The sequence below is a fragment of the Nocardia sp. NPDC003979 genome (assembly GCF_053605015.1).
On sequence record NZ_JBSGIJ010000014.1, the window covers coordinates 106,200 to 125,720 of the forward strand.

Below are 19,521 nucleotides of genomic sequence, written 5' to 3' on the forward strand. Positions count from 1 at the left end.
TGGCACGCTACCTGCCGCCGCGTGCTATGGGGCATCACCACACCTAGCTGCGGTTTCTGTACTGGCCGGTAGGCGCACTGCCGTAGTGCGGGGCGGTATCACTCGTTACACTCGCAACCCATGACGAGTGTCCAGCAGCAGCCCGCGTCGGAATCGGCGGGCGCCCCCGACATCCACACCACCGCCGGGAAGCTGGCTGATCTGCGGAATCGGCTGGAAGAAGCGCAACACCCGATGGGTGAGGCCGCCGTCGACAAGGTGCACGCCAAGGGCAAGATGACCGCCCGCGAGCGCATCCTCGCACTGGTCGACGAGGGCTCCTTCGTGGAGCTCGACGCCCTGGCCAAGCACCGCAGCGTGAACTTCGGGCTGGAGAACAACCGTCCCACCGGCGACGGCGTGGTCACCGGTTACGGCACCATCGACGGGCGCGATGTGTGCCTGTTCTCCCAGGACGTCACCGTCTTCGGTGGCTCCCTCGGCGAGGTCTACGGCGAGAAGATCGTCAAGGTGATGGACCTGGCCATCAAGACCGGTCGTCCGCTGGTCGGCATCAACGAGGGCGCGGGCGCGCGCATCCAGGAGGGCGTCGTCTCCCTCGGCCTCTACGGCGAGATCTTCCACCGCAACGTGCAGGCCTCCGGCGTGATCCCGCAGATCTCGCTGATCATGGGTGCCGCCGCCGGTGGGCACGTGTACTCCCCCGCGCTCACCGACTTCGTGGTGATGGTCGATCAGACCTCGCAGATGTTCGTCACCGGCCCCGACGTGATCAAGACCGTCACCGGTGAAGAGGTCAGCATGGAAGACCTCGGCGGCGCGCACACCCACATGGTGAAGTCCGGCGTCGCCCACTACGTGGCCTCCGGCGAGCAGGACGCGCTGGACTACGTCAAGGACCTGCTGAGCTACCTGCCGAGCAACAACCGGGCCGAGGCGCCGCGCACCGAGCCGACCGACCCGATCTTCGGCGCCATCGAGGACTCGCTCACCGAGGAAGACCTCGAGCTCGACTCGATCATCCCGGATTCGCCGAACCAGCCCTACGACATGCACGAGGTGATCCGTCGTCTGCTCGACGACGACGAGTTCCTCGAGGTGCAGGCCGAGCGCGCGATGAACATCATCGTCGGTTTCGGCCGGGTCGACGGGCGAAGCGTCGGCATCGTCGCCAACCAGCCCACCCAGTTCGCCGGATGCCTCGACATCGACGCATCGGAGAAGGCCGCGCGCTTCGTTCGCACCTGCGACGCCTTCAACATCCCGATCATCACCCTGGTCGACGTGCCCGGCTTCCTGCCCGGCACCGGCCAGGAATACAACGGCATCATCCGCCGCGGCGCCAAGCTGCTCTATGCCTACGGCGAGGCCACTGTGGGCAAGATCACGATCATCACTCGCAAGGCTTACGGCGGTGCCTACGACGTGATGGGTTCCAAGCACATGGGTGCTGATGTGAACCTCGCGTGGCCGACCGCGCAGATCGCCGTGATGGGCGCCTCGGGCGCCGTCGGGTTCGTCTACCGCAAACAGCTGGCAGAGGCCGCCCAGAACGGCGCCGATGTCGACGCTTTGCGCCTCGAGCTGCAGAACGAGTACGAGGACACCCTCGTGAACCCGTACGTGGCCGCCGAGCGTGGCTACGTCGACGCGGTCATCCCGCCGTCGCACACGCGAGGCCAGATCGTGTCGGCGCTGCGACTGCTCGAACGCAAAATGGTGACCCTTCCCCCGAAGAAACACGGCAACATTCCGCTCTGAAAACGCGATATTCCTCGTGTGCCGCGCACACTTGTTGGGGAAATCAACTATTGCCCGGCGCTGTTGCACCGGGAATGATCGCGGACACCGCGCCGTGAACCGAAGTACGCGCAGGAAGGATCTGGCACTGTGACCACTGTGGCAGAAGAAGACGTGCTGACCGCCGCCGAGCTCGAGCTCGCTGTCGAACCACTCGTCGACGAGGTCGAACTGTCTACCGACACGCTGACCGAGGCCCCGGCAGAACCCGCCGGTGAGCCGCTGTTGCGCATTCTCAAGGGCTCGCCCAGCGACGAGGACGTCGCCGCGCTGGTCGCGGTGTTCAGCGCCGCCGCCGCGAGCGCACCGGCGCCGACCGCTCCGCAGCCGGTCGACGGCTGGGGTCAGGCGACGCTGATGCACCGGGGTTCGTCCCCGTTCTCGCCGTACGTGTACCCGCTGCTGTCGCACCTGCGCTGAGGGTGACCCGGCTGGTCTTGGCCTCCGCGTCCCCCGCCCGGCTCGGGGTGCTCCGGACGGCGGGTATCGATCCCGTCGTCCGTGTCTCCGGCGTCGACGAGGACGCGGTCTCGGCCGCGCTTCCCGCTGATACCTCCGCCGAGGATGTCGTTGTCGCCCTGGCCCGTGCCAAGGCGCTCGACGTGGCGGGCTCCATTCCCGAACTCGCCACCGACTGTGTCGTCGTCGGCTGCGATTCCATGCTGCTCGTCGACGGGCGGCTGCAAGGCAAACCGCACACGCCCGAGGTCGCGCGCGAGCGCTGGGCGAGCATGGCGGGGCGCAGCGCCGATCTGCTCACCGGTCACTGCGTGCTCCGCCTGCGCGACGGCGAGGTCGTCGCCGAATCGGCCGAATGCAGTTCCACCACCGTGCATTTCGCCAAACCCGGCCCGGACGAACTCGAGGCCTACATCGCCACCGGCGAGCCGCTTCAGGTGGCGGGCGCGTTCACGCTCGACGGTCTCGGCGGCTGGTTCGTCGACCGGATCGAGGGCGATCCGTCGAGTGTCATCGGGATCGGGCTACCACTGCTGCGCAGGCTGCTCGAAGACGTCGGCGTCGGTGTCACGCAACTGTGGCGGGACGCGCGGTCCTGACGGCGTGATCATGCGCTGAGCGGCCTGGTCCGCACCGATTGCCGGCCTGGCGGGCCGCTCGGCGTGCTCCTCGGCCGCGTGCTCGACGGCTTCCGCACCGAGGGTGAGTTCGAGCCGGGCGTGGCACAGCTCCGGTTCGGTGAACGGATGCAGCCGCACCTCGACCCGGCCGCGCGCACCGTTGCGTTCCAGCACTTCGCGCATCAGACCCACGTGCACTCCGCACACCACTTCGGCGTGTGAGCGGGCCAGTTCGCGCAGCGGGCAGGCGGTGAGATTGATCCCGACGTGCTCGTCGGTTTCGCCGACCGGGTCCTTCTCCGGCGCGAAGCCGAGTTCCGACATCAGCGACATGGTGATGTCACGGGCGTCGGCGAGAGTTTCCACCTGGTGGGAGCCGATATCCATGCGGCGGCCCCACGCGCGGCCCGCCTCGATGGCGGCGGCGGAGCGACTCAGCGGGTCGGGTCCGAGGTGGTCGGCGAGCACCTGGGCCAGTTCCTGATAGCCGACCGACCGCTGCACCGCGCGGTAACCGATGCGAGGTCGGCCACGTCCGCGCGGGGGTTGCTGGAACTGGCGCACGAGCGATTCGCGGGTGAGAACGTCGAGGTGGAAACGGACGGTGGTGACGTGCTGTCCGGTGATGCGGGCCAGTTCCTGGGCATCGAGGGGCTCGGTGGCGCCACGTAGGATCGCGAGCAGTCGCCGTCGCGGCCATGAATCGGACATAGCTCACCCCTCCTCTCCAGAGACTTTATCGGACAGCTCTGCGCTTTATTCGCCCATTGCGTCGATTCGTGATGTGCCACCACAGACATACCATCGGCTACGGCCTCGACACTGCCGCACCCGCCCAACTCTCGCGTGAAGGACCACACTGTGCCCGTCGCCCCGGATCCGCACCCCGCCTACGGTTCCTACGCAGTCCCGCATCGATTGGTAACCACCGAATGGCTGTCCGCAAACATCGGGGTGCCCGGTGTGAAGGTCATCGAATCCAACGACGACATTCTTCTCTACGACATCGGACATGTGCCCGGCGCGGTCAAGATCGATTGGCGTGGTGATCTGAGCGACCCGGTGACCCGCGATTACATCGATGGTCACCGATTCACCGAACTGATGCGCGCCAAGGGTATCCGGCGCGAGGACACCGTGGTGATTTATGGCGATCGCGGCAATGCCCAAGCCGCGCACACCGCCTGGATCTTCACCCTGTTCGGCCACGAGGACGTGCGCCTGCTCGACGGCGGCCGCGACGCCTGGATCTCCGAGGAACGCGACACCACCTTCGAGACGCCTGTCCCCGAGCGCAGCGACTACCCGGCGGTCGAGCGTGACGACACGACCGCCCGCGCGTTCCGCGAGGAGGTTCTCGCGCGGCTGGGCCGCCCGCTCGTGGACGTGCGCTCGCCGCAGGAGTACGCGGGCGAGTCCGGCGGCGACAAGGAACCGGAAACGCAACGGGCGGGTCATGTGCCAACCGCCGTTAACATCCCGTGGACACTTGCCTGCTCACCCGATGGAAGATTCCGTTCGCGCGCCGAACTCGACGAGGTCTACGGCGCCCTGCCCGCCGAGGATCTCGTGGTCTACAGCCGGGTCGGCGAACGCTCCAGCCACACCTGGTTCGTCCTGACCTTCCTACTCGGCCGCAGGTCGGTGCGCAATTACGACGGTTCGTGGATCGAATGGGGCAACTCGGTTCGCCTGCCGATCGCCGCGGGCGACGAACCGGGCGCCGTCGATCAGCGGAATTGAAACGGGTTCACAGGTCGGCGCGCCGCGTAGTGTGACCTACGACCTACTGAACAGTAGGGCTAGCCGAGTTCGGGGCGAATTGGCACACTGCCTACACTCGCCCGAGACGAAAGTTGTCGATACCGGGCGCGGGGCCCACACGGTGACCCGTCCGAAGCGACCAAAGATTGCACACAGGAGGCTCAGTGCCCAGCCATGCCAGCGCACGGATCACGAAGGTACTCGTAGCTAACCGCGGCGAGATCGCGGTCCGCGTGATCCGGGCTGCCAAGGACGCGGGGATCACCAGCGTCGCGGTGTACGCCGAGCCCGATGCCGACGCTCCCTTCGTGAAGCTCGCCGACGAGGCGTTCGCCCTCGGTGGCCAGACCTCGGCCGAGTCGTACCTCGTGTTCGACAAGATCCTCGACGCCGCCGCCAAGTCCGGCGCCGACGCGATCCACCCCGGCTACGGCTTCCTCTCCGAGAACGCCGACTTCGCCCAGGCCGTCATCGACGCCGGGCTGATCTGGATCGGCCCCTCGCCGCAGTCGATTCGCGACCTGGGTGACAAGGTCACCGCCCGCCACATCGCCGAGCGCGCGCAGGCCCCGATGGCCGCGGGCACCAAGGACCCGGTCAAGAACGCCGACGAGGTCGTCGCGTTCGCCAAGGAATACGGCGTCCCGGTCGCGATCAAGGCGGCCTTCGGTGGTGGTGGCCGCGGCATGAAGGTCGCCCACACCATCGAGGAGATCCCCGAGCTGTTCGAGTCGGCCACCCGTGAGGCCGTCGCCGCCTTCGGCCGTGGTGAGTGCTTCGTCGAGCAGTACCTGGACAAGGCCCGCCACGTCGAGGCCCAGGTCATCGCCGACCAGCACGGCAACGTCGTCGTCGCCGGTACCCGTGACTGCTCGCTGCAGCGCCGCTTCCAGAAGCTCGTCGAGGAGGCGCCCGCGCCGTTCCTGTCCGACGAGGTCCGCGCCAAGATCCACGACTCCGCCAAGCGCATCTGCCGCGAGGCCGGCTACTACGGCGCGGGCACCGTGGAGTACCTGGTGCAGGGTGAGACCGTGTCGTTCCTCGAGGTGAACACCCGCCTGCAGGTGGAGCACCCGGTCACCGAGGAGACCGCGGGTATCGACCTGGTGCGTCAGCAGTTCCGCATCGCCGAGGGCCACGAGCTGAGCATCACCGAGGACCCCGCCCCGCGTGGTCACTCGTTCGAGTTCCGCATCAACGGTGAGGACGCCGGTCGCGGCTTCCTGCCCGCCCCCGGCCCGGTCAACGTGTACCGCGAGCCCTCGGGCCCCGGCGTGCGCGTGGATTCCGGTGTGGTGGCAGGCAGCGTCATCGGCGGTCAGTTCGACTCGATGCTGGCCAAGCTGATCGTCACCGGCGAGAACCGCGAGCAGGCGCTGCAGCGCGCCCGTCGCGCGCTGGCCGAGTACGAGGTCGAGGGCCTGGCGACGGTCATCCCGTTCCACCGCGCCATCGTCGAGGACCCGGCGTTCATCGGTGACGGCGAGAAGTTCGACGTCTACACCAAGTGGATCGAAAACGAGTGGAACAACACCGTCGAGCCGTACACCGGTGGCGGTGCCCCGGCCGACGACGACGAGGAACTGCCCCGGCAGAAGGTGGTCGTCGAGGTCGGTGGCCGTCGCGTCGAGGTGTCGCTGCCCGGTCAGTTCTCCCTCGGTGGCGGCGCGGCCGGTGCGGCCGGTAACGGTGTGGTCCGCAAGAAGCCCAAGCCGCGCAAGCGTGGTGGCGGCGGTGCCGGTGCCGCGTCCGGTGACGCGGTCACCGCGCCCATGCAGGGCACCGTGGTGAAGGTCGCCGTCGAAGAGGGTCAGACCGTCGAGGCGGGCGACCTGATCGTGGTGCTCGAGGCCATGAAGATGGAGAACCCGGTCAACGCGCACAAGGCCGGTGTGGTCACCGGGCTGGCCGTCGAGGCGGGTGCCGCCATCACCCAGGGCACCGTCCTGGCCGAGATCAAGTAGCTGTTCCGCCTCTCCGCGAATTCAGGCCAGACCCAGGTGCGGCGAGAGCTTCGTCGGCGGCCAGACAGGGTTGATGGTCTCGGTAGCTCGTACCCGGCGAGTTACCCATGTGCCAACCAGATCACGAGTTGCGTGAACGAATAGCGACGATCCGCTGCCTGGGCAGCGGATCGTCGTTGTGTCTGGATATCGTGAACCGGTGACCAGTTCTGCACACGCCGTCTCGGATTCCGCTGGCATACCGGATCCGGTGCCGGTCGCCGAGGTGATTCGCGGCAGGCAGGCCGCCGGGCATCGCGACGACGGCCACCGTCTCGCCCTGGTGATCGAGGGCGGCGGCAGCCGGGGCGTGTATTCCAGCGGCATGGTGCAGGCGCTCGAGGAGCTCGGGCTGTCGGCGGTGTTCGATGCCGTGTACGGCACGTCGGCCGGGGCGATCAACGGGGCGTGGCTGCTGTGCGGGCGGGCCGCGTCGGGGATGCGGTCGTGGACGGATCGCACCATCATGCGGCGAGTGGTCGACCCGGTGCGGATCGTGCGCGGGCGACCGGTTTTCGATCTGCACTACCTGGTGCACCGGGTGTACGACGGGATCGAGCCGATGGACTTCCCGGCGATTCTCGCCAATCCGACCAGCTTCCATCCGATCGCCACCGATACCCGCACCGGGCAGCCGGTCGATCTCGCACCGTTCATCGTCGACAAGCCGACGCTGCTCACGGCTCTGCGCGCGTCGGCGGGATTGCCGTTGCTCGCGGGCCCGCCGGTGGAGCTGGCCGGTCGAAGTTACTTCGACGGTGGTCTCTCGGAGACCGTGCCGATCCGAAGCGCCGTGAGCGCGGGCGCGACCCACGCCCTCGTCCTGCGCACGCGCCGAACCGGCGAACTGCGGCCACCCGCTCCCCTGGTGCACCGGGTGGTCGGCGGTGGATATCTGCGCGCGGTCGCGCCCGGAGCGTTCCGCGCGTGGTCGGCGCGACCCGGCCAGCAGGCGGTGGAAGACAGCTATCTGGCCGGACTCGGCGACCGGGTATTGCAGGTGCATCCCCCTGCCGAAGCCCCACCGGTCGACAGCGCCGCCCGCGACACCACCCTGCTCACCCAGGCCCTCGACCTCGGACGCGCCGCCGTCCACGCCCTGCTCGGCGACCGGCCGAGCCCGGCCTGAGGCGACCCCCGGAACTCCGGGGCACCGGTTTTGCCGGATTTCCCAGTTCTGCCCGCTCCCTTAGCGTCTCACCGGCGAGGGCATGAGCAGAGGAGACCGGGATGGGTACGCAGGTGCCGGCTCGACCGCCGGTGGAGTCGGCCGGTCATGAGGAGTCGGATGAGCGGGGGTGGCATCCGGCCGTCCGGGTGCTGTTCCGGTTCACGTTCGTCACCGTCGGAATCGGGATGGCCGGTGCGTGGTTGCTGCACGCGCTGCTGCGCACTCTCGGGCTACCGCAGCAGGTGGTGGCCGAGATCGGCAAATGGACTGCGCTGCATCCGCTCACGGACTGGGTCGGCACCCAGCTCTTCGATGTCCGGGTCGACTACACGGTCACCGGTAGTGGTGACACAGCCGCCAAGTGGATCAGCGTCCTCACCCTGATCCTGGTAGCGGTTCCGGTGACCGCGGTGTGGTCGGTACTCGACCGGCGGCGCCCCGACTATGCCCGCCTGTACGGCTGGTTCCGGTTGCTGGTGCGGTTCACGCTGGTGAGCGCGCTGATGCTGTACGGGATGATCAAGCTGATGCCGACCCAGATGTCGTTCAATCTGGAGCGGCTGGTCGAACCGTTCGGGCACATGAGCCCGATGGCCGTGTTGTGGGCGCAGTCGTCGCTGTCGGAACCGTACGAGATGGCGCTCGGGGCGGCCGAGGTGACGGCGGCGGTGCTGCTGATCCTGCCGCTCACCGCCGGGCTCGGCTCGGTGCTCGCGGTGATCGTCGCGCTGCAGGTGGTCTTGATGAACCTCACCTTCGATGTGCCGGTGAAGCTGTTCGCCCTCCAATTGCTGCTGTACGCAGTGCTTCTCGCGACACCTGATCTCGCACGTCTGGTCCGGGCCTTGCTCGGCCGTGCTGTCGAAGCGAGCCCGCCGACCACCCTGCTCACCTCACCGCGTGGCAACCGCTTGATGCTCGGTGCTCAGGCACTGCTCGGGCTGTGGTTCCTCGTGGCCACGGCGGTCGAGGCCTACGACGGCTGGCACACCTACGGCAATGCCCGGCCGAAGTCGCCGCTCTACGGCATCTGGAATGTCACCGAATACTCGGTCGACGGCGAGCAGGTGCCCGCGCTGGTCGACTTCGACGCACCGGCAACCGGCTTGCCGAACGCGACCGAACGGTTCCGCCGCATCATCTTCGACATCCCGCAGGGCATGACCGCCCAGCGCCTCGACGATTCGCTGGTGTCCTTCCCCGCCCGCGTCGACACCGGAAAGCAGACCGTCACCTTGTCCAAGGACACCACCCACCAGTGGACCATCGCGTCCTTCACTTACCTTCGCCCACAGGAGGACCAGCTGATTTTCGAGGGCAAGCTAGGCGGCCGCCAGGTGCGGATGCGGCTCGACCAGGTCGACCTCGACCAGTTCCCCGTCGTCTCGCGCGGTTTCCACTGGGTTCAGGCCACCCCGTACTACCGGTGACTCCCCGGCTAGGCTCGGCCCGTGGAACCGATCGAGATCAACGCAGGCTCCTGGTATATGCGTGCCCTGCGCGCCGACGACCGCATCGATGACCGGCCCGCGCTCGCCGAAGCAGGCATCGTCGACCCCGATTACATCGCCCGCCGCGACAGCGGCTGGGCGGACGAATCGCATCTGTCGTGGGCGGTGTGCGTGCCGACCACGGCGGAGATGATCGCCGAGATCGGCGTCACCCCCGACGCGGACGGCACCGCCCTGATCACCGGTTGGGCGCGCGACGGATTCGCCGACGCCCTGGCCACCGGCGTCGAATCGGTGACCCGTTTCGTCGCAGGCGCCCTCGCCCTCACCCCGCGGCTCAGCCCCGAATTGGGCTGAGCCTCTCCGGTGTCGGGTCTCGTCAGTAGATGCAGGGCTTGGGCCGGCCTGCCCAGCCGCCGTTGAGGAATTCGCAGACCGCCGAGAAGATGTCGCCCGTCGAGGACCCGACCTGGGTCGCGGCGGGGGCGATATCGGGTGCGGTGGCCGCATTCGCGGTCGCGACAGGGAGGGTGAGGCCGGCGATCACAGCGCTGACAGCAACGAGCTTCTTCATCGAGAGTCCTGTTCGGTAGTTGTCGATCGAGTTGTTCGCTCGGATGACGAGTCTGGCAATATCTGACCGTTCGGTCAAATACTCGGCGGCACCGAATCCGGTTTCTCTCTACAGGTTTGCCGTCATTCCACGATGGTCGCGAGTACCCGGTCGAGGGCGTCCACAACCTTGCCCAGTTCCGCTTCGGTGACAGTGAGCGCCGGACGGAACCGGATTCCGCGCTCGCCGGTCCCCAGCAGCAGCACGTGTTCACGCTCGCGCAGGGCCGTCACCACCCGGTCCCGCAGTTGCGGCGTGGCAAGGGTGATCGCGCACATCAGCCCGCGCCCACGCACCTCGCTCACCTTCTCCGGGTACGCGGCTGCGAGCTGACCCAGCTGATCGAGCAGGTACCGGCCGAGGGGGCCGACCTTGTCGATCACCCGATCCTGTTCCAGCACTTCGAGAATGCGACGCGCGCGCACCATGTCGGTGAGGTTGCCACCCCACGTGGAGTTGAGCCGCGAACTCACCCGGAAGACATTGTCGGGCACCTCGTCGACCCGGCCGCCCGCCATGATGCCGCAGACCTGCGTCTTCTTCCCGAACGCCACCACATCCGGAGTCACATCCAATTGCTGGTAGGCCCAGGTGGTTCCGGTGAGTCCGACACCGGTCTGCACCTCGTCGAGGACGAACAGGGCGTCGTTGTCGTGGCACAACCGCTGCATCGCGGCAAGGAACCGCGGCCGCAGATGCCGGTCGCCGCCCTCGCCCTGAATGGGCTCGGCGATGAAACAGGCGATGTCGTGCGGACGGTCGGCGAACGCGCGGGCGGCCTGAGCGAGGGTTTCGGCTTCGAGCGCGTCGAGGTCCTCGCCCGCGAAGGTGTGCGGGGTGTCCAGGCGTGGCCAGTCGAACTTGGGGAAGCGCGCGGTCTTGACCGGATCGGTGTTCGTCAGCGACATGGTGTAGCCGCTGCGCCCATGGAAGGCGCCGGTCAGGTGCAGCACCTGGGTGCCGAGTTCCGGTGAGCGGCCGTGTGATTCGTTGTGCCTGCTCTTCCAGTCGAAGGCCACCTTGAGCGCGTTCTCCACCGCGAGCGCACCACCGTCGACGAAGAACAGGTGCGGTAGCCGCGGATCACCGAGCACGCGGGCGAAAGTGTCGACGAAGCGGGCCATCTCGACGGTGTAGACGTCGGAATTGCTCGGCTTGTTCACCGCGGCGGTGGCCAGTTCGGCGCGGAAGCGCTCGTCACGAGCCAGCGCCGGATGGTTCATACCGAGGGCGTTGGAGGCGAAGAAGCCGAACATGTCGAGATAGGCGGTGCCGTCGCGTTCGTCGATGAGCGTGCGGCCGTGGGACTTGTGCAGGTCCAGCACAAGGTCGAAGCCGTCCGCGAGGATGTGCGAGGACAGGATTTCGTGGACCCGGTTGGCGGGGGTGACCGCCGCGCCGGGGCGCTCCAGTTCGATGGTCACGACCCGAGGGTACGCAACTATTTACGGAACATCCACGGAATGACGGATTAATTACGAAGAATCGTTACCTGTCGTAGAATGTCTGCAGGATGATGGTGCTGCGCGTCCGTACATTGGCGGTGGCCCGGATCTCCTGCAGCAGCTGTTCGAGATGCCGGGGTGAGGCCACCCGCACCAGCAAGACGTAGCTCTCCTCGCCCGCCACCGAGTGGCACGCCTCGATGCCGGGAACGTGCTGCAGCAACGCGGGCGCGTCGTCGGGCTGGGACGGGTCGAGAGGAGTGATCGCGACGAATGCCGACAGCAGGTGCCCGAGCGCTTCGGGGTCGACGTTGGCCGTGTATCCGCGGATCACGCCGCGCGCCTCGAGCCTGCGCACCCGTGACTGCACCGCCGACACCGAGAGGCTGGCCTTCTCCGCCAGATTCGACAGGGTGGCGCGCCCGTCGTTCATCAGCTCCCTGATCAGGAGCCGGTCGATATCGTCGAGCTGGGGTCTAGCCGGTGTATCCGCCATCAGCGAAGGCTAACGCAGGCCGGGGGTTGCGCGGGGAAGACTTCTTTCTGTTCTCCTCCGAAATCCGAGCGAACTTTTCCGTGAGTCGTACCAACAGCAGAAGGTGAACAGTGATGACGCACACCGTGACCGAGCATTTCTCCGAACAGCTCTCGCTGCGCGCGCGGGCCCTGCTGCACGGCCTCGGCGCCGACGTGCCCGAGCCGGGCGTGCTGCTCGCGCGCACTCCGATCTCCGGCGGTGTCCTGCTCCCACTCACTCCCGACACCACGGCCGATGTGGATGCCGCGATCGGTCGCGCGGCCGGCGCGTTCGAATCGTGGCGCACGGTACCCGCCCCGGTGCGCGCGGCGCTGGTGCGCAGATTGTCGGCGTTGCTGGTCGCCCATCAGGACGAGCTGGCCCAGCTGGTCACGCTCGAGGCGGGCAAGATCGGCGCCGAAGCACTCGGCGAGGTGCAGGAGATGATCGACGTCTGCGAGTTCGCGATCGGCCTGTCGCGTCAGCTCTACGGCGCGACCATGCCGTCGGAGCGGCCAGGGCATCGGCTCATGGAGACCTGGCATCCGCTGGGTGTGGTCGGGGTGATCTCGGCGTTCAACTTCCCGGTCGCGGTGTGGGCGTGGAACACCGCCATCGCGCTGGTCTGTGGTGACACGGTGGTGTGGAAGCCGTCGGAGACCACCCCGCTCACCGCGCTGGCCTGTCACACGCTGCTGCGCTGGGCCGCGCTCGAGGTGGGCGCGGATCCGCAAGTGCACCAGCTGGTCCAGGGTGACGCCACCGTCGGCGAGGCGCTCGTCGACGACCCACGGGTGGCGCTGCTGAGCGCGACCGGGTCGGTGCGGATGGGTGGCATCGTCGCGCCACGGGTGGCGGCCAGGTTCGGGCGGTGCCTGCTCGAGCTCGGTGGCAACAACGCCGCGATCGTGGCGCCGAGTGCCGATCTGGAGCTCGCGGTGCGCGGGATCGTGTTCGCGGCGGCGGGCACGGCGGGTCAGCGATGCACCACGCTGCGCAGGTTGATCGTGCACAGCTCGATCGCCGATCAGCTCGTCGAGCGGCTGTCCTCGGCGTACAGCCAACTGCCCGTGGGCAATCCACTCGACGACGGTGTGCTCGTCGGTCCGCTCATCAACGAACGTGCCTACACCGCCATGCAGGCGGCGCTGCTGCGCGCGAAGGACGAGGGTGGCGAAATCGTCTGCGGCGGTGAGCGGGTGGAGCTGATCGGGTCGGAGGCGTACTACGTGCGGCCCGCGCTCGTGCGGATGCCCGCGCAGACCGAACTGGTGCGCGAGGAGACCTTCGCACCGATCCTGTACGTGCTCACCTACGACGACCTCGACGAGGCCATCGCACTGAACAACGGTGTGACCCAGGGCCTTTCCTCGGCCATCTTCACCCTCGACCAGCGCGAAGCCGAACAGTTCATCGCCGGATCCGATTGCGGCATCGCCAATGTCAATATCGGCACCTCCGGCGCGGAGATCGGCGGCGCGTTCGGCGGGGAGAAGAACACCGGCGGCGGACGCGAATCCGGGTCCGATTCCTGGAAGGCCTACATGCGCCGGGCGACCAACACGATCAACTACTCCACCGAACTCCCACTCGCCCAGGGCATCCATTTCGGCTGATCACAGCGGCGATTTCGCCTTCGGCCACCCCGCGTGTACAGTAGTGGATGCAACGCGGGATGGAGCAGCTCGGTAGCTCGCTGGGCTCATAACCCAGAGGTCGCAGGTTCAAATCCTGTTCCCGCTACCACCCGAAAGCCCCGGAGCTTCGACTCCGGGGCTTTCGTCGTTCATCCCAGTCGCAACGTCCAATTGCCGCGGAAATGCAGCCGGGTGACGCTCGCCGGCTGAACATCGATGCGCCAGAAGGACTTCGGCGGCGCTTCGAGGACGACCAGCAGCGCCGCGCGGATCACCGAGGGATGTGTCACCGCGACGGTATCCACGCCCGCCGTCGCTATCTCGGCCAGCCAGAACCGCACCCGCTCCACCAGGTCGGTCACCGACTCACCACCGTGCCCGCGGAATTCCGGATCGGTGAGCCAGGCGAACAGCTGATCCTGCGGGAGCCTGCTCATCTCGGTGCCCCGCCACGCCCCCGCGTCCAGGTCACGTAGTCGCTCGTCCCGCTCGCCCAGCAGCCCGAGCGCCTCCGCGGTCTCGCGCACCCGACGTTCCGGGCCCGTCCGCACCTGCGCTCCGGTCAGCGGCGAGCACGTCTCCAGCGCGGCGAGGCCCGCCTTGTCCAGGGATTCGTCGACCGGGAAACGCGCCTTACGTACCGCCTCGGTGAGGCCGTGGCCGACGAGGTCGACTCTGAGCACCGTCTGCACGATGGACCAGGGTACGGCGGGCGTGTTCCGGGCCACACCCTCACCCCGCCTCGACCGGGGGATCTTCGCCTACCGTGGCATCGCCGCTGGTCGCGAGCGGCGCGCGGATCGCGGAACCTGTCGGTGGGTGGGTGCACACTGAATCTCATGGACCGGTTCTCCCCCGCTACCGCGCAATGGTTCGACGGTGCCTTCCCCGAGGCGACGTCGGCCCAGCTCGGCGCGTGGCAGGCCATCGCCGACGGGCAGCACACCCTTGTCGTCGCGCCGACCGGCTCGGGCAAGACGCTGTCGGCGTTCCTGTGGGCGATCGACCAGCTCGCCCAGCGTGGACCCGCCGAGCCCGGCACCCGCCGAGGGACATCCGTGCTCTATGTCTCACCACTGAAAGCGCTGGCAGTGGACGTGGAGCGGAACCTGCGAGCCCCGCTGGTCGGGGTCACCCAGACGGCGAAGCGGCTGGGGCTCGATCCGCCGGAGATCTCGGTGGGCGTGCGATCCGGCGACACCACCCCCGCGCAGCGCCGGGCGATGCAGCGCACCCCACCCGACATTCTCATCACCACACCCGAATCACTGTTCCTGCTGCTCACCTCCGCGGCCCGCGAAACTCTCGCCGAGGTCGAGACGGTGATCGTCGACGAAGTACACGCCATCGCCGGCTCCAAACGCGGCGCGCACCTGGCGCTGTCGCTGGCCCGGCTCGATCAGCTCACCGAACGGCCCGCGCAGCGCATCGGGCTGTCGGCCACCGTCCGCCCGCCCGAGGAGGTCGGGCGCTTCCTCGTCGGCGACGCGCCGATCACCATCGTCCGGCCACCCGCGCCGAAGACCTTCGACCTGTCGGTTCGCGTGCCGGTGGCGGATATGACCGATCCGGGCGGCGACTCCGATCAGCCGGGTTCGATCTGGCCGCATGTCGACGAGGCCATCGTCGACCTGGTGCTCGAGCATCGGTCCTCGATCGTGTTCGCGAACTCGCGGCGCCTGGCCGAACGATTGACCGCGCGGCTCAACGAGGCCTACGCCGCCAAGCTGGGCGAACCGGTCGAGACCGAGCACGCCCCGCCCGCCCAGCTCGGGCCGTCCACCGAGGTGATCCACGGTGCCGACCACCTGCTGGCGCGTGCGCATCACGGGTCGGTGAGCAAGGAGCAGCGGGCGATCATCGAGGACGACCTCAAGACCGGCCGGCTGCGGTGCGTGGTTGCCACGAGCAGCCTCGAGCTGGGCATCGACATGGGTGCAGTCGACCTGGTCGTGCAGGTGGAGGCGCCGCCGTCGGTGGCGAGCGGGTTGCAGCGGGTCGGGCGGGCCGGGCACCAGGTGGGCGAGATCTCGCGGGGCGTGCTGTTCCCCAAGCACCGCACCGATGTCATCCATTGCACCGTCGCCGCCCAACGCATGCTGTCCGGGCAGATCGAACTGCTCCAGATTCCCGCGCATCCGCTCGACATCCTCGCCCAGCAGACCGTTGCCGCCTGCGCGCTGGAACCGCTCGATGTCGACGCCTGGTTCGATGTCGTCCGGTCGACCGGAAGTTACGCGCAGCTGCCCCGCTCGGCGTATGAGTCCGTGCTCGATCTGCTCGCCGGTCGGTATCCGTCCGACGAGTTCGCGGAGCTGCGGCCCCGCGTGGTGTGGGATCGCGATGCGGGCACGCTGACCGGGCGCCCCGGTGCGCAACGCCTGGCGGTCACCTCGGGTGGTGCGATTCCCGATCGCGGAATGTTCGCGGTGTTCATGGTCGGTGAGAAAGCTTCTCGTGTAGGCGAACTCGACGAGGAGATGGTCTACGAGTCCCGTGTCGGTGATGTGTTCGCGCTCGGTGCGACCAGCTGGCGGATCGAGGAGATCACCTTCGACCGGGTGCTGGTGTCGCCTGCGTTCGGGCTGCCCGGCCGGTTGCCGTTCTGGCATGGTGACGGGCTGGGCCGGCCGGCCGAATTGGGTGCGGCGCTGGGCGAATTCGTGCGCACGGCTGGGCAGGTTCCTACCGACGAGCTCACCCAGATCGTGACAAACATGAGCACAATAGGCTCAGCTTCTGGCGACTCGCTCGATTCGAAGGAAGTCGCTGCCGGGCAGGATGTTCCGCTGGAAGGCGGGCGGCAGCTCGCGCGATCCCGGCAAGAGACTGCGGAGGTGGCCACCCGAGGGACGTTGTCCGACGGGGTCGAAGCCAGCGGGGCCGAGGCGGCGCGGACGCAGGCAATCGGGGCGAAGTCGGGCCGAGCCCAGGCCGGCGAGGTCGAGTCGAGCCGGGCGCGCTCACGCGGTGCGAATCGGGCCGGGGCGGAGCTGAGTAAGTCTGCTGCGCGGCTCGAGGAATTGGTGCGCACAGCTGGGCTGGATCAGAACGCGACGGCCAATCTGGTCGGGTTGCTCGACGAACAGCGCACGGCTACAGGGCAATTGCCTACCGATCGCACCCTGGTGGTCGAACGGTTCCGCGACGAACTCGGCGACTGGCGGCTCGTGCTGCATTCGCCCTACGGCACGCCTGTGCACGCACCGTGGGCGCTGGCTGTGGGGGCGCGTTTGCAGGAGCAGTTCGGTATCGACGCGGCGCCTACCGCATCCGACGACGGCATTGTCGTGCGGTTGCCCGACACCACGGATCAGCCGCCGGGTGCCGAGCTGTTCGCGTTCGAACCCGACGAGATCGACGACATCGTCACCGAACAGGTCGGTGGTTCGGCGCTGTTCGCGTCCCGGTTCCGGGAGTGCGCCGCCCGCGCGCTACTGCTGCCGCGGCGCGACCCGGGTAAGCGGGCCCCGCTGTGGCAGCAGCGGCAACGATCGGCCCAATTGCTCGACGTGGCAAGGAAATTCCCGCAGTTCCCGATCCTGCTGGAAACCGTGCGCGAATGCCTGCGCGATGTCTACGACCTACCCGCCCTGCGCGACCTGCTCACCCGGGTGGCACGCCGGGAGATCCGCCTGGTCGAGGTGGAGACCGCCACCCCGTCCCCGTTCGCCAACGCCCTGCTGTTCTCCTACATCGGCCAGTTCCTCTACGACGGCGACAGCCCACTGGCCGAACGCCGCGCCGCCGCCCTCGCCCTCGACTCGAGCCTGCTCGCCGAACTCCTGGGCCGCGTCGAACTCCGCGAACTCCTCGACCCAGCCGTCCTCGACCCCACCGAACGCGAACTCCAACGCCTCACCCCCGAACGCCACGCCCGCGACGCGGAAGGCCTGGCCGATCTCCTGCGCCTCCTCGGCCCTCTGACCCCTACCGAAGCCGCCGCACGCTGCGTACCCCGCCCCGGCACCCTCACAGCCGCCAGCAGTGCTGCCGACGGAGGTGAGTCGCTGGACGGCGACGAGTCGCGGCTGCTCGCGGACTCCGATGCCCCGGCGTGGTTCGCGGAACTGCGGGATTCGCGGCGGGCGCTGGAGGTTTCGTTCGCCGGGCGGACCTGGTGGGTCGCGGTGGAGGACGCGGCTCGGTTGCGGGATGCGCTGGGGGTACCGTTACCGATCGGGGTGCCCGCGGCGTTCATCGAGCCGGTGCCGGATCCGCTGGGTGATCTTGTCGGGCGGTATGCGCGCACGCACGCGCCGTTCACTACCGCCGCCGTTGCCGAGCGGTTCGGTTTGGGGACGGCGGTCGCGGTCACCGCGTTGCATCGGCTGCTCGCCGAAAAGCGCGTTGTGGAGGGGGAATTCACGCCGGGTGCGGCCGGTGGTGAGTGGTGTGACGCGCAGGTGTTGCGGCGGTTGCGGCGGCGGTCGCTCGCGGCGGCGCGGCACGAGGTCGAGCCGGTGTCCACCGCCGCGTTCGCTCGTTTCCTCCCTGCCTGGCAACACGTCGGTTCGGGCGAGTTGCGCGGCATCGACGGTGTGGCCACGGTGGTGGAACAGCTTGCGGGCGTGCCTGTCCCAGCTTCGGCATGGGAGTCGCTGATCCTGCCGATGCGGGTGCGCGACTACTCCCCCGCCATGCTCGACGAACTCATGGCCACCGGTGAGGTGATCTGGTCCGGCCACGGCGCCATCACCGCCCGCGACGGCTGGATCGCCCTGCACCTGGCCGAACAGGCGCCGGTCACCCTGCCATTGCCCGACGACATCGATCCGACCGACGTCCAACTCGACCTCCTCATCGCTCTCGGCGCCGACATCGAGCCCCGCCCACAAACCCGGCGCAGTTCCGGGTCCACAAAACCCGCCGATGGCGCCCCCCACGGCAGTTCGGCGCCGCAAAGGCCCGATGCTGTCGATATCGATGCCGACCGCTCGAACGTCGGGGAGACTACGCGAACAAGCACATCCGACTTCCCTGACGCACCCAATACGAGTGGACCGGATCGGGCACGTCCCCCGAAGGGAACCGGTCAGCTCGGCGGCGCCGGGTACGCGGAGGCGATAGATCTCGACGGACCCGCCGGCGGGGAAGACCGTCGAATCCCGGCGAACCTCAGCGGCGGCGGCGCGTATTTCTTCCGCCAGCTGTCCGATGCGACCGGGCTGCTCGACGACAAAGCGGTCGGCGAGGCTCTGTGGCAGCTGGTCTGGGCCGGTTACGTTTCCGGCGATACCTTCGCCCCGGTACGCGCACTCCTGTCGGGCACCGCGCGCAGCACCACCGCGCACCGCACCCCACGCCGCGCTCCCCGGGCCCGCGCGTACCTCCCCCGCCCGTCCATGCCGACCCGGTCCGGCCCACCGAACCTGGCGGGCAGGTGGTCGATACTCCCGGAACGGGTGCGCGACAACACTGTTCGTGCCCACGCCACGGCCGATCAGCTCATCGAGCGATACGGCGTGCTGACGCGCGGCTCGGTACAGAACGAAGGCGTGCCGGGCGGGTTCGCACTGATGTACCGGGTGCTCACCGAGTTCGAGGACCGTGGCAGGTGCAGGCGCGGCTATTTCGTCGACACCCTCGGTGGCGCGCAGTTCTCCACCACCGACACCGTCGACCGATTACGTTCCTTCGACACCGACCGCGACAACAACCGGGCAGGCGTCGCCGTGGCCCTGGCCGCCTGCGACCCGGCCAACCCCTACGGAGCCGCCCTGCCGTGGCCCAAGGGCGATGCCGACAGCGGTCACCGGCCGGGCCGCAAAGCGGGGGCGCTGGTGGTGCTCGTCGGCGGCGAACTGGTGCTCTACGTGGAGCGCGGCGGCAAGACCCTGCTCAGCTTCACCGAGGACATCGGCCTGCGCCGCACAGCGGCCGTCGCCTTGGCACAGCTAGTCACCGACCGCCGGGTCGACGGCCTGGTGATCGACAAGATCAACGGCGAAACCGTGCACGGCCACACCTTCGTCGACGTGCTCGTCGAGGCGGGCTTCTCGATGACACCGCGCGGGCTCCGGCTACGCAGGCAGGTGTAG

At 68.3% G+C, this 19,521-nt stretch carries 14 protein-coding genes, 1 tRNA gene and 2 pseudogenes; 12 read left to right on the forward strand and 5 right to left on the reverse strand.

Translation table 11 applies throughout. From position 1 onward, the window contains the following. Nucleotides 1-120 precede the first annotated feature (120 nt). From ACWEVR_RS25450 to ACWEVR_RS25460, 3 genes are all read left to right on the forward strand, one after another. Nucleotides 121-1,761 (forward strand): acyl-CoA carboxylase subunit beta, encoded by a 1,641-nt coding sequence (locus tag ACWEVR_RS25450; RefSeq protein ID WP_357146923.1) that lies wholly within the window; start codon nucleotides 121-123, stop codon nucleotides 1,759-1,761. A gap of 129 nt (nucleotides 1,762-1,890) precedes the next feature. Further along, on the forward strand, nucleotides 1,891-2,220 hold the full coding sequence (locus tag ACWEVR_RS25455; protein ID WP_452469007.1) for an acyl-CoA carboxylase epsilon subunit: 330 nt from the start codon (nucleotides 1,891-1,893) through the stop codon (nucleotides 2,218-2,220). Nucleotides 2,221-2,222: 2 nt separating this feature from the next. Beyond that, on the forward strand, nucleotides 2,223-2,858 hold the full coding sequence (locus ACWEVR_RS25460) for a Maf family protein (protein WP_452469008.1): 636 nt from the start codon (nucleotides 2,223-2,225) through the stop codon (nucleotides 2,856-2,858). Here ACWEVR_RS25460 and ACWEVR_RS25465 read toward each other — a convergent pair. After that, nucleotides 2,784-3,590, reverse strand: a complete 807-nt coding sequence (locus ACWEVR_RS25465) for a helix-turn-helix transcriptional regulator (RefSeq protein WP_452469009.1) — start codon at nucleotides 3,588-3,590, stop codon at nucleotides 2,784-2,786. The genes ACWEVR_RS25460 and ACWEVR_RS25465 overlap by 75 nt on opposite strands. Nucleotides 3,591-3,740: 150 nt before the next feature. On the opposite strand from ACWEVR_RS25465, the gene ACWEVR_RS25470 reads away from it, so the two are divergent. From ACWEVR_RS25470 to ACWEVR_RS25490, 5 genes are all read left to right on the forward strand, one after another. Further along, on the forward strand, nucleotides 3,741-4,622 hold the full coding sequence (locus tag ACWEVR_RS25470) for a sulfurtransferase (RefSeq protein WP_452469010.1): 882 nt from the start codon (nucleotides 3,741-3,743) through the stop codon (nucleotides 4,620-4,622). Nucleotides 4,623-4,807: 185 nt separating this feature from the next. Then, on the forward strand, nucleotides 4,808-6,607 hold the full coding sequence (locus tag ACWEVR_RS25475; RefSeq protein WP_067490697.1) for an acetyl/propionyl/methylcrotonyl-CoA carboxylase subunit alpha: 1,800 nt from the start codon (nucleotides 4,808-4,810) through the stop codon (nucleotides 6,605-6,607). 199 nt (nucleotides 6,608-6,806) lie between these two features. Continuing rightward, entirely contained in the window at nucleotides 6,807-7,775 is a 969-nt protein-coding gene (locus ACWEVR_RS25480; protein ID WP_452469011.1) for a patatin-like phospholipase family protein, read from the forward strand. Between the two features lie 101 nt (nucleotides 7,776-7,876). Continuing rightward, nucleotides 7,877-9,247 (forward strand): DoxX family protein, encoded by a 1,371-nt coding sequence (locus ACWEVR_RS25485; RefSeq protein ID WP_452469012.1) that lies wholly within the window; start codon nucleotides 7,877-7,879, stop codon nucleotides 9,245-9,247. A 21-nt stretch (nucleotides 9,248-9,268) separates the two neighbouring features. Further along, nucleotides 9,269-9,625 carry a hypothetical protein gene (locus ACWEVR_RS25490; protein WP_452469013.1) on the forward strand — a complete coding sequence of 119 codons (357 nt, stop codon included), beginning with the start codon at nucleotides 9,269-9,271 and terminating at the stop codon, nucleotides 9,623-9,625. Nucleotides 9,626-9,647: 22 nt separating this feature from the next. Here the strand turns inward: ACWEVR_RS25490 and ACWEVR_RS25495 are convergent, their stop codons facing one another. From ACWEVR_RS25495 to ACWEVR_RS25505, 3 genes are all read right to left on the reverse strand, one after another. Then, entirely contained in the window at nucleotides 9,648-9,842 is a 195-nt protein-coding gene (locus ACWEVR_RS25495; protein WP_452469014.1) for a hypothetical protein, read from the reverse strand. A 122-nt stretch (nucleotides 9,843-9,964) separates the two neighbouring features. Further along, nucleotides 9,965-11,305 (reverse strand): L-lysine 6-transaminase, encoded by a 1,341-nt coding sequence (lat, locus tag ACWEVR_RS25500; protein WP_452469015.1) that lies wholly within the window; start codon nucleotides 11,303-11,305, stop codon nucleotides 9,965-9,967. Between the two features lie 64 nt (nucleotides 11,306-11,369). After that, on the reverse strand, nucleotides 11,370-11,822 hold the full coding sequence (locus ACWEVR_RS25505) for an Lrp/AsnC family transcriptional regulator (RefSeq protein ID WP_067490712.1): 453 nt from the start codon (nucleotides 11,820-11,822) through the stop codon (nucleotides 11,370-11,372). A 113-nt stretch (nucleotides 11,823-11,935) separates the two neighbouring features. Between ACWEVR_RS25505 and amaB the strand changes: the two genes are divergently transcribed. Together amaB and ACWEVR_RS25515 are read left to right on the forward strand one after the other, a co-directional pair. After that, entirely contained in the window at nucleotides 11,936-13,459 is a 1,524-nt protein-coding gene (gene amaB, locus ACWEVR_RS25510) for an L-piperidine-6-carboxylate dehydrogenase (protein ID WP_452469016.1), read from the forward strand. A gap of 53 nt (nucleotides 13,460-13,512) precedes the next feature. Then, nucleotides 13,513-13,589, forward strand: a tRNA-Met gene (locus ACWEVR_RS25515). 40 nt (nucleotides 13,590-13,629) lie between these two features. Here ACWEVR_RS25515 and ACWEVR_RS25520 read toward each other — a convergent pair. Further along, nucleotides 13,630-14,172 carry a histidine phosphatase family protein gene (locus ACWEVR_RS25520; protein WP_452469017.1) on the reverse strand — a complete coding sequence of 181 codons (543 nt, stop codon included), beginning with the start codon at nucleotides 14,170-14,172 and terminating at the stop codon, nucleotides 13,630-13,632. 147 nt (nucleotides 14,173-14,319) lie between these two features. On the opposite strand from ACWEVR_RS25520, the pseudogene ACWEVR_RS25525 reads away from it, so the two are divergent. Both ACWEVR_RS25525 and ACWEVR_RS25530 read left to right on the forward strand, forming a co-directional pair. Then, a pseudogene (locus tag ACWEVR_RS25525) lies at nucleotides 14,320-16,161 on the forward strand (DEAD/DEAH box helicase); the annotation flags it as partial. 327 nt (nucleotides 16,162-16,488) lie between these two features. Next, a pseudogene (locus tag ACWEVR_RS25530) lies at nucleotides 16,489-19,521 on the forward strand (Lhr family ATP-dependent helicase); the annotation flags it as partial.

Bases quoted from the DNA above. Each gene is read 5' to 3' on its own strand.
- amaB (WP_452469016.1), top strand. From the start codon at position 11,936: ATGACGCACACCGTGACCGAGCATTTCTCCGAACAGCTCTCGCTGCGC.
- ACWEVR_RS25505 (WP_067490712.1), bottom strand. From the start codon at position 11,822: ATGGCGGATACACCGGCTAGACCCCAGCTCGACGATATCGACCGGCTC.
- ACWEVR_RS25465 (WP_452469009.1), bottom strand. From the start codon at position 3,590: ATGTCCGATTCATGGCCGCGACGGCGACTGCTCGCGATCCTACGTGGC.
- ACWEVR_RS25450 (WP_357146923.1), top strand. From the start codon at position 121: ATGACGAGTGTCCAGCAGCAGCCCGCGTCGGAATCGGCGGGCGCCCCC.
- ACWEVR_RS25495 (WP_452469014.1), bottom strand. From the start codon at position 9,842: ATGAAGAAGCTCGTTGCTGTCAGCGCTGTGATCGCCGGCCTCACCCTC.
- ACWEVR_RS25485 (WP_452469012.1), top strand. From the start codon at position 7,877: ATGGGTACGCAGGTGCCGGCTCGACCGCCGGTGGAGTCGGCCGGTCAT.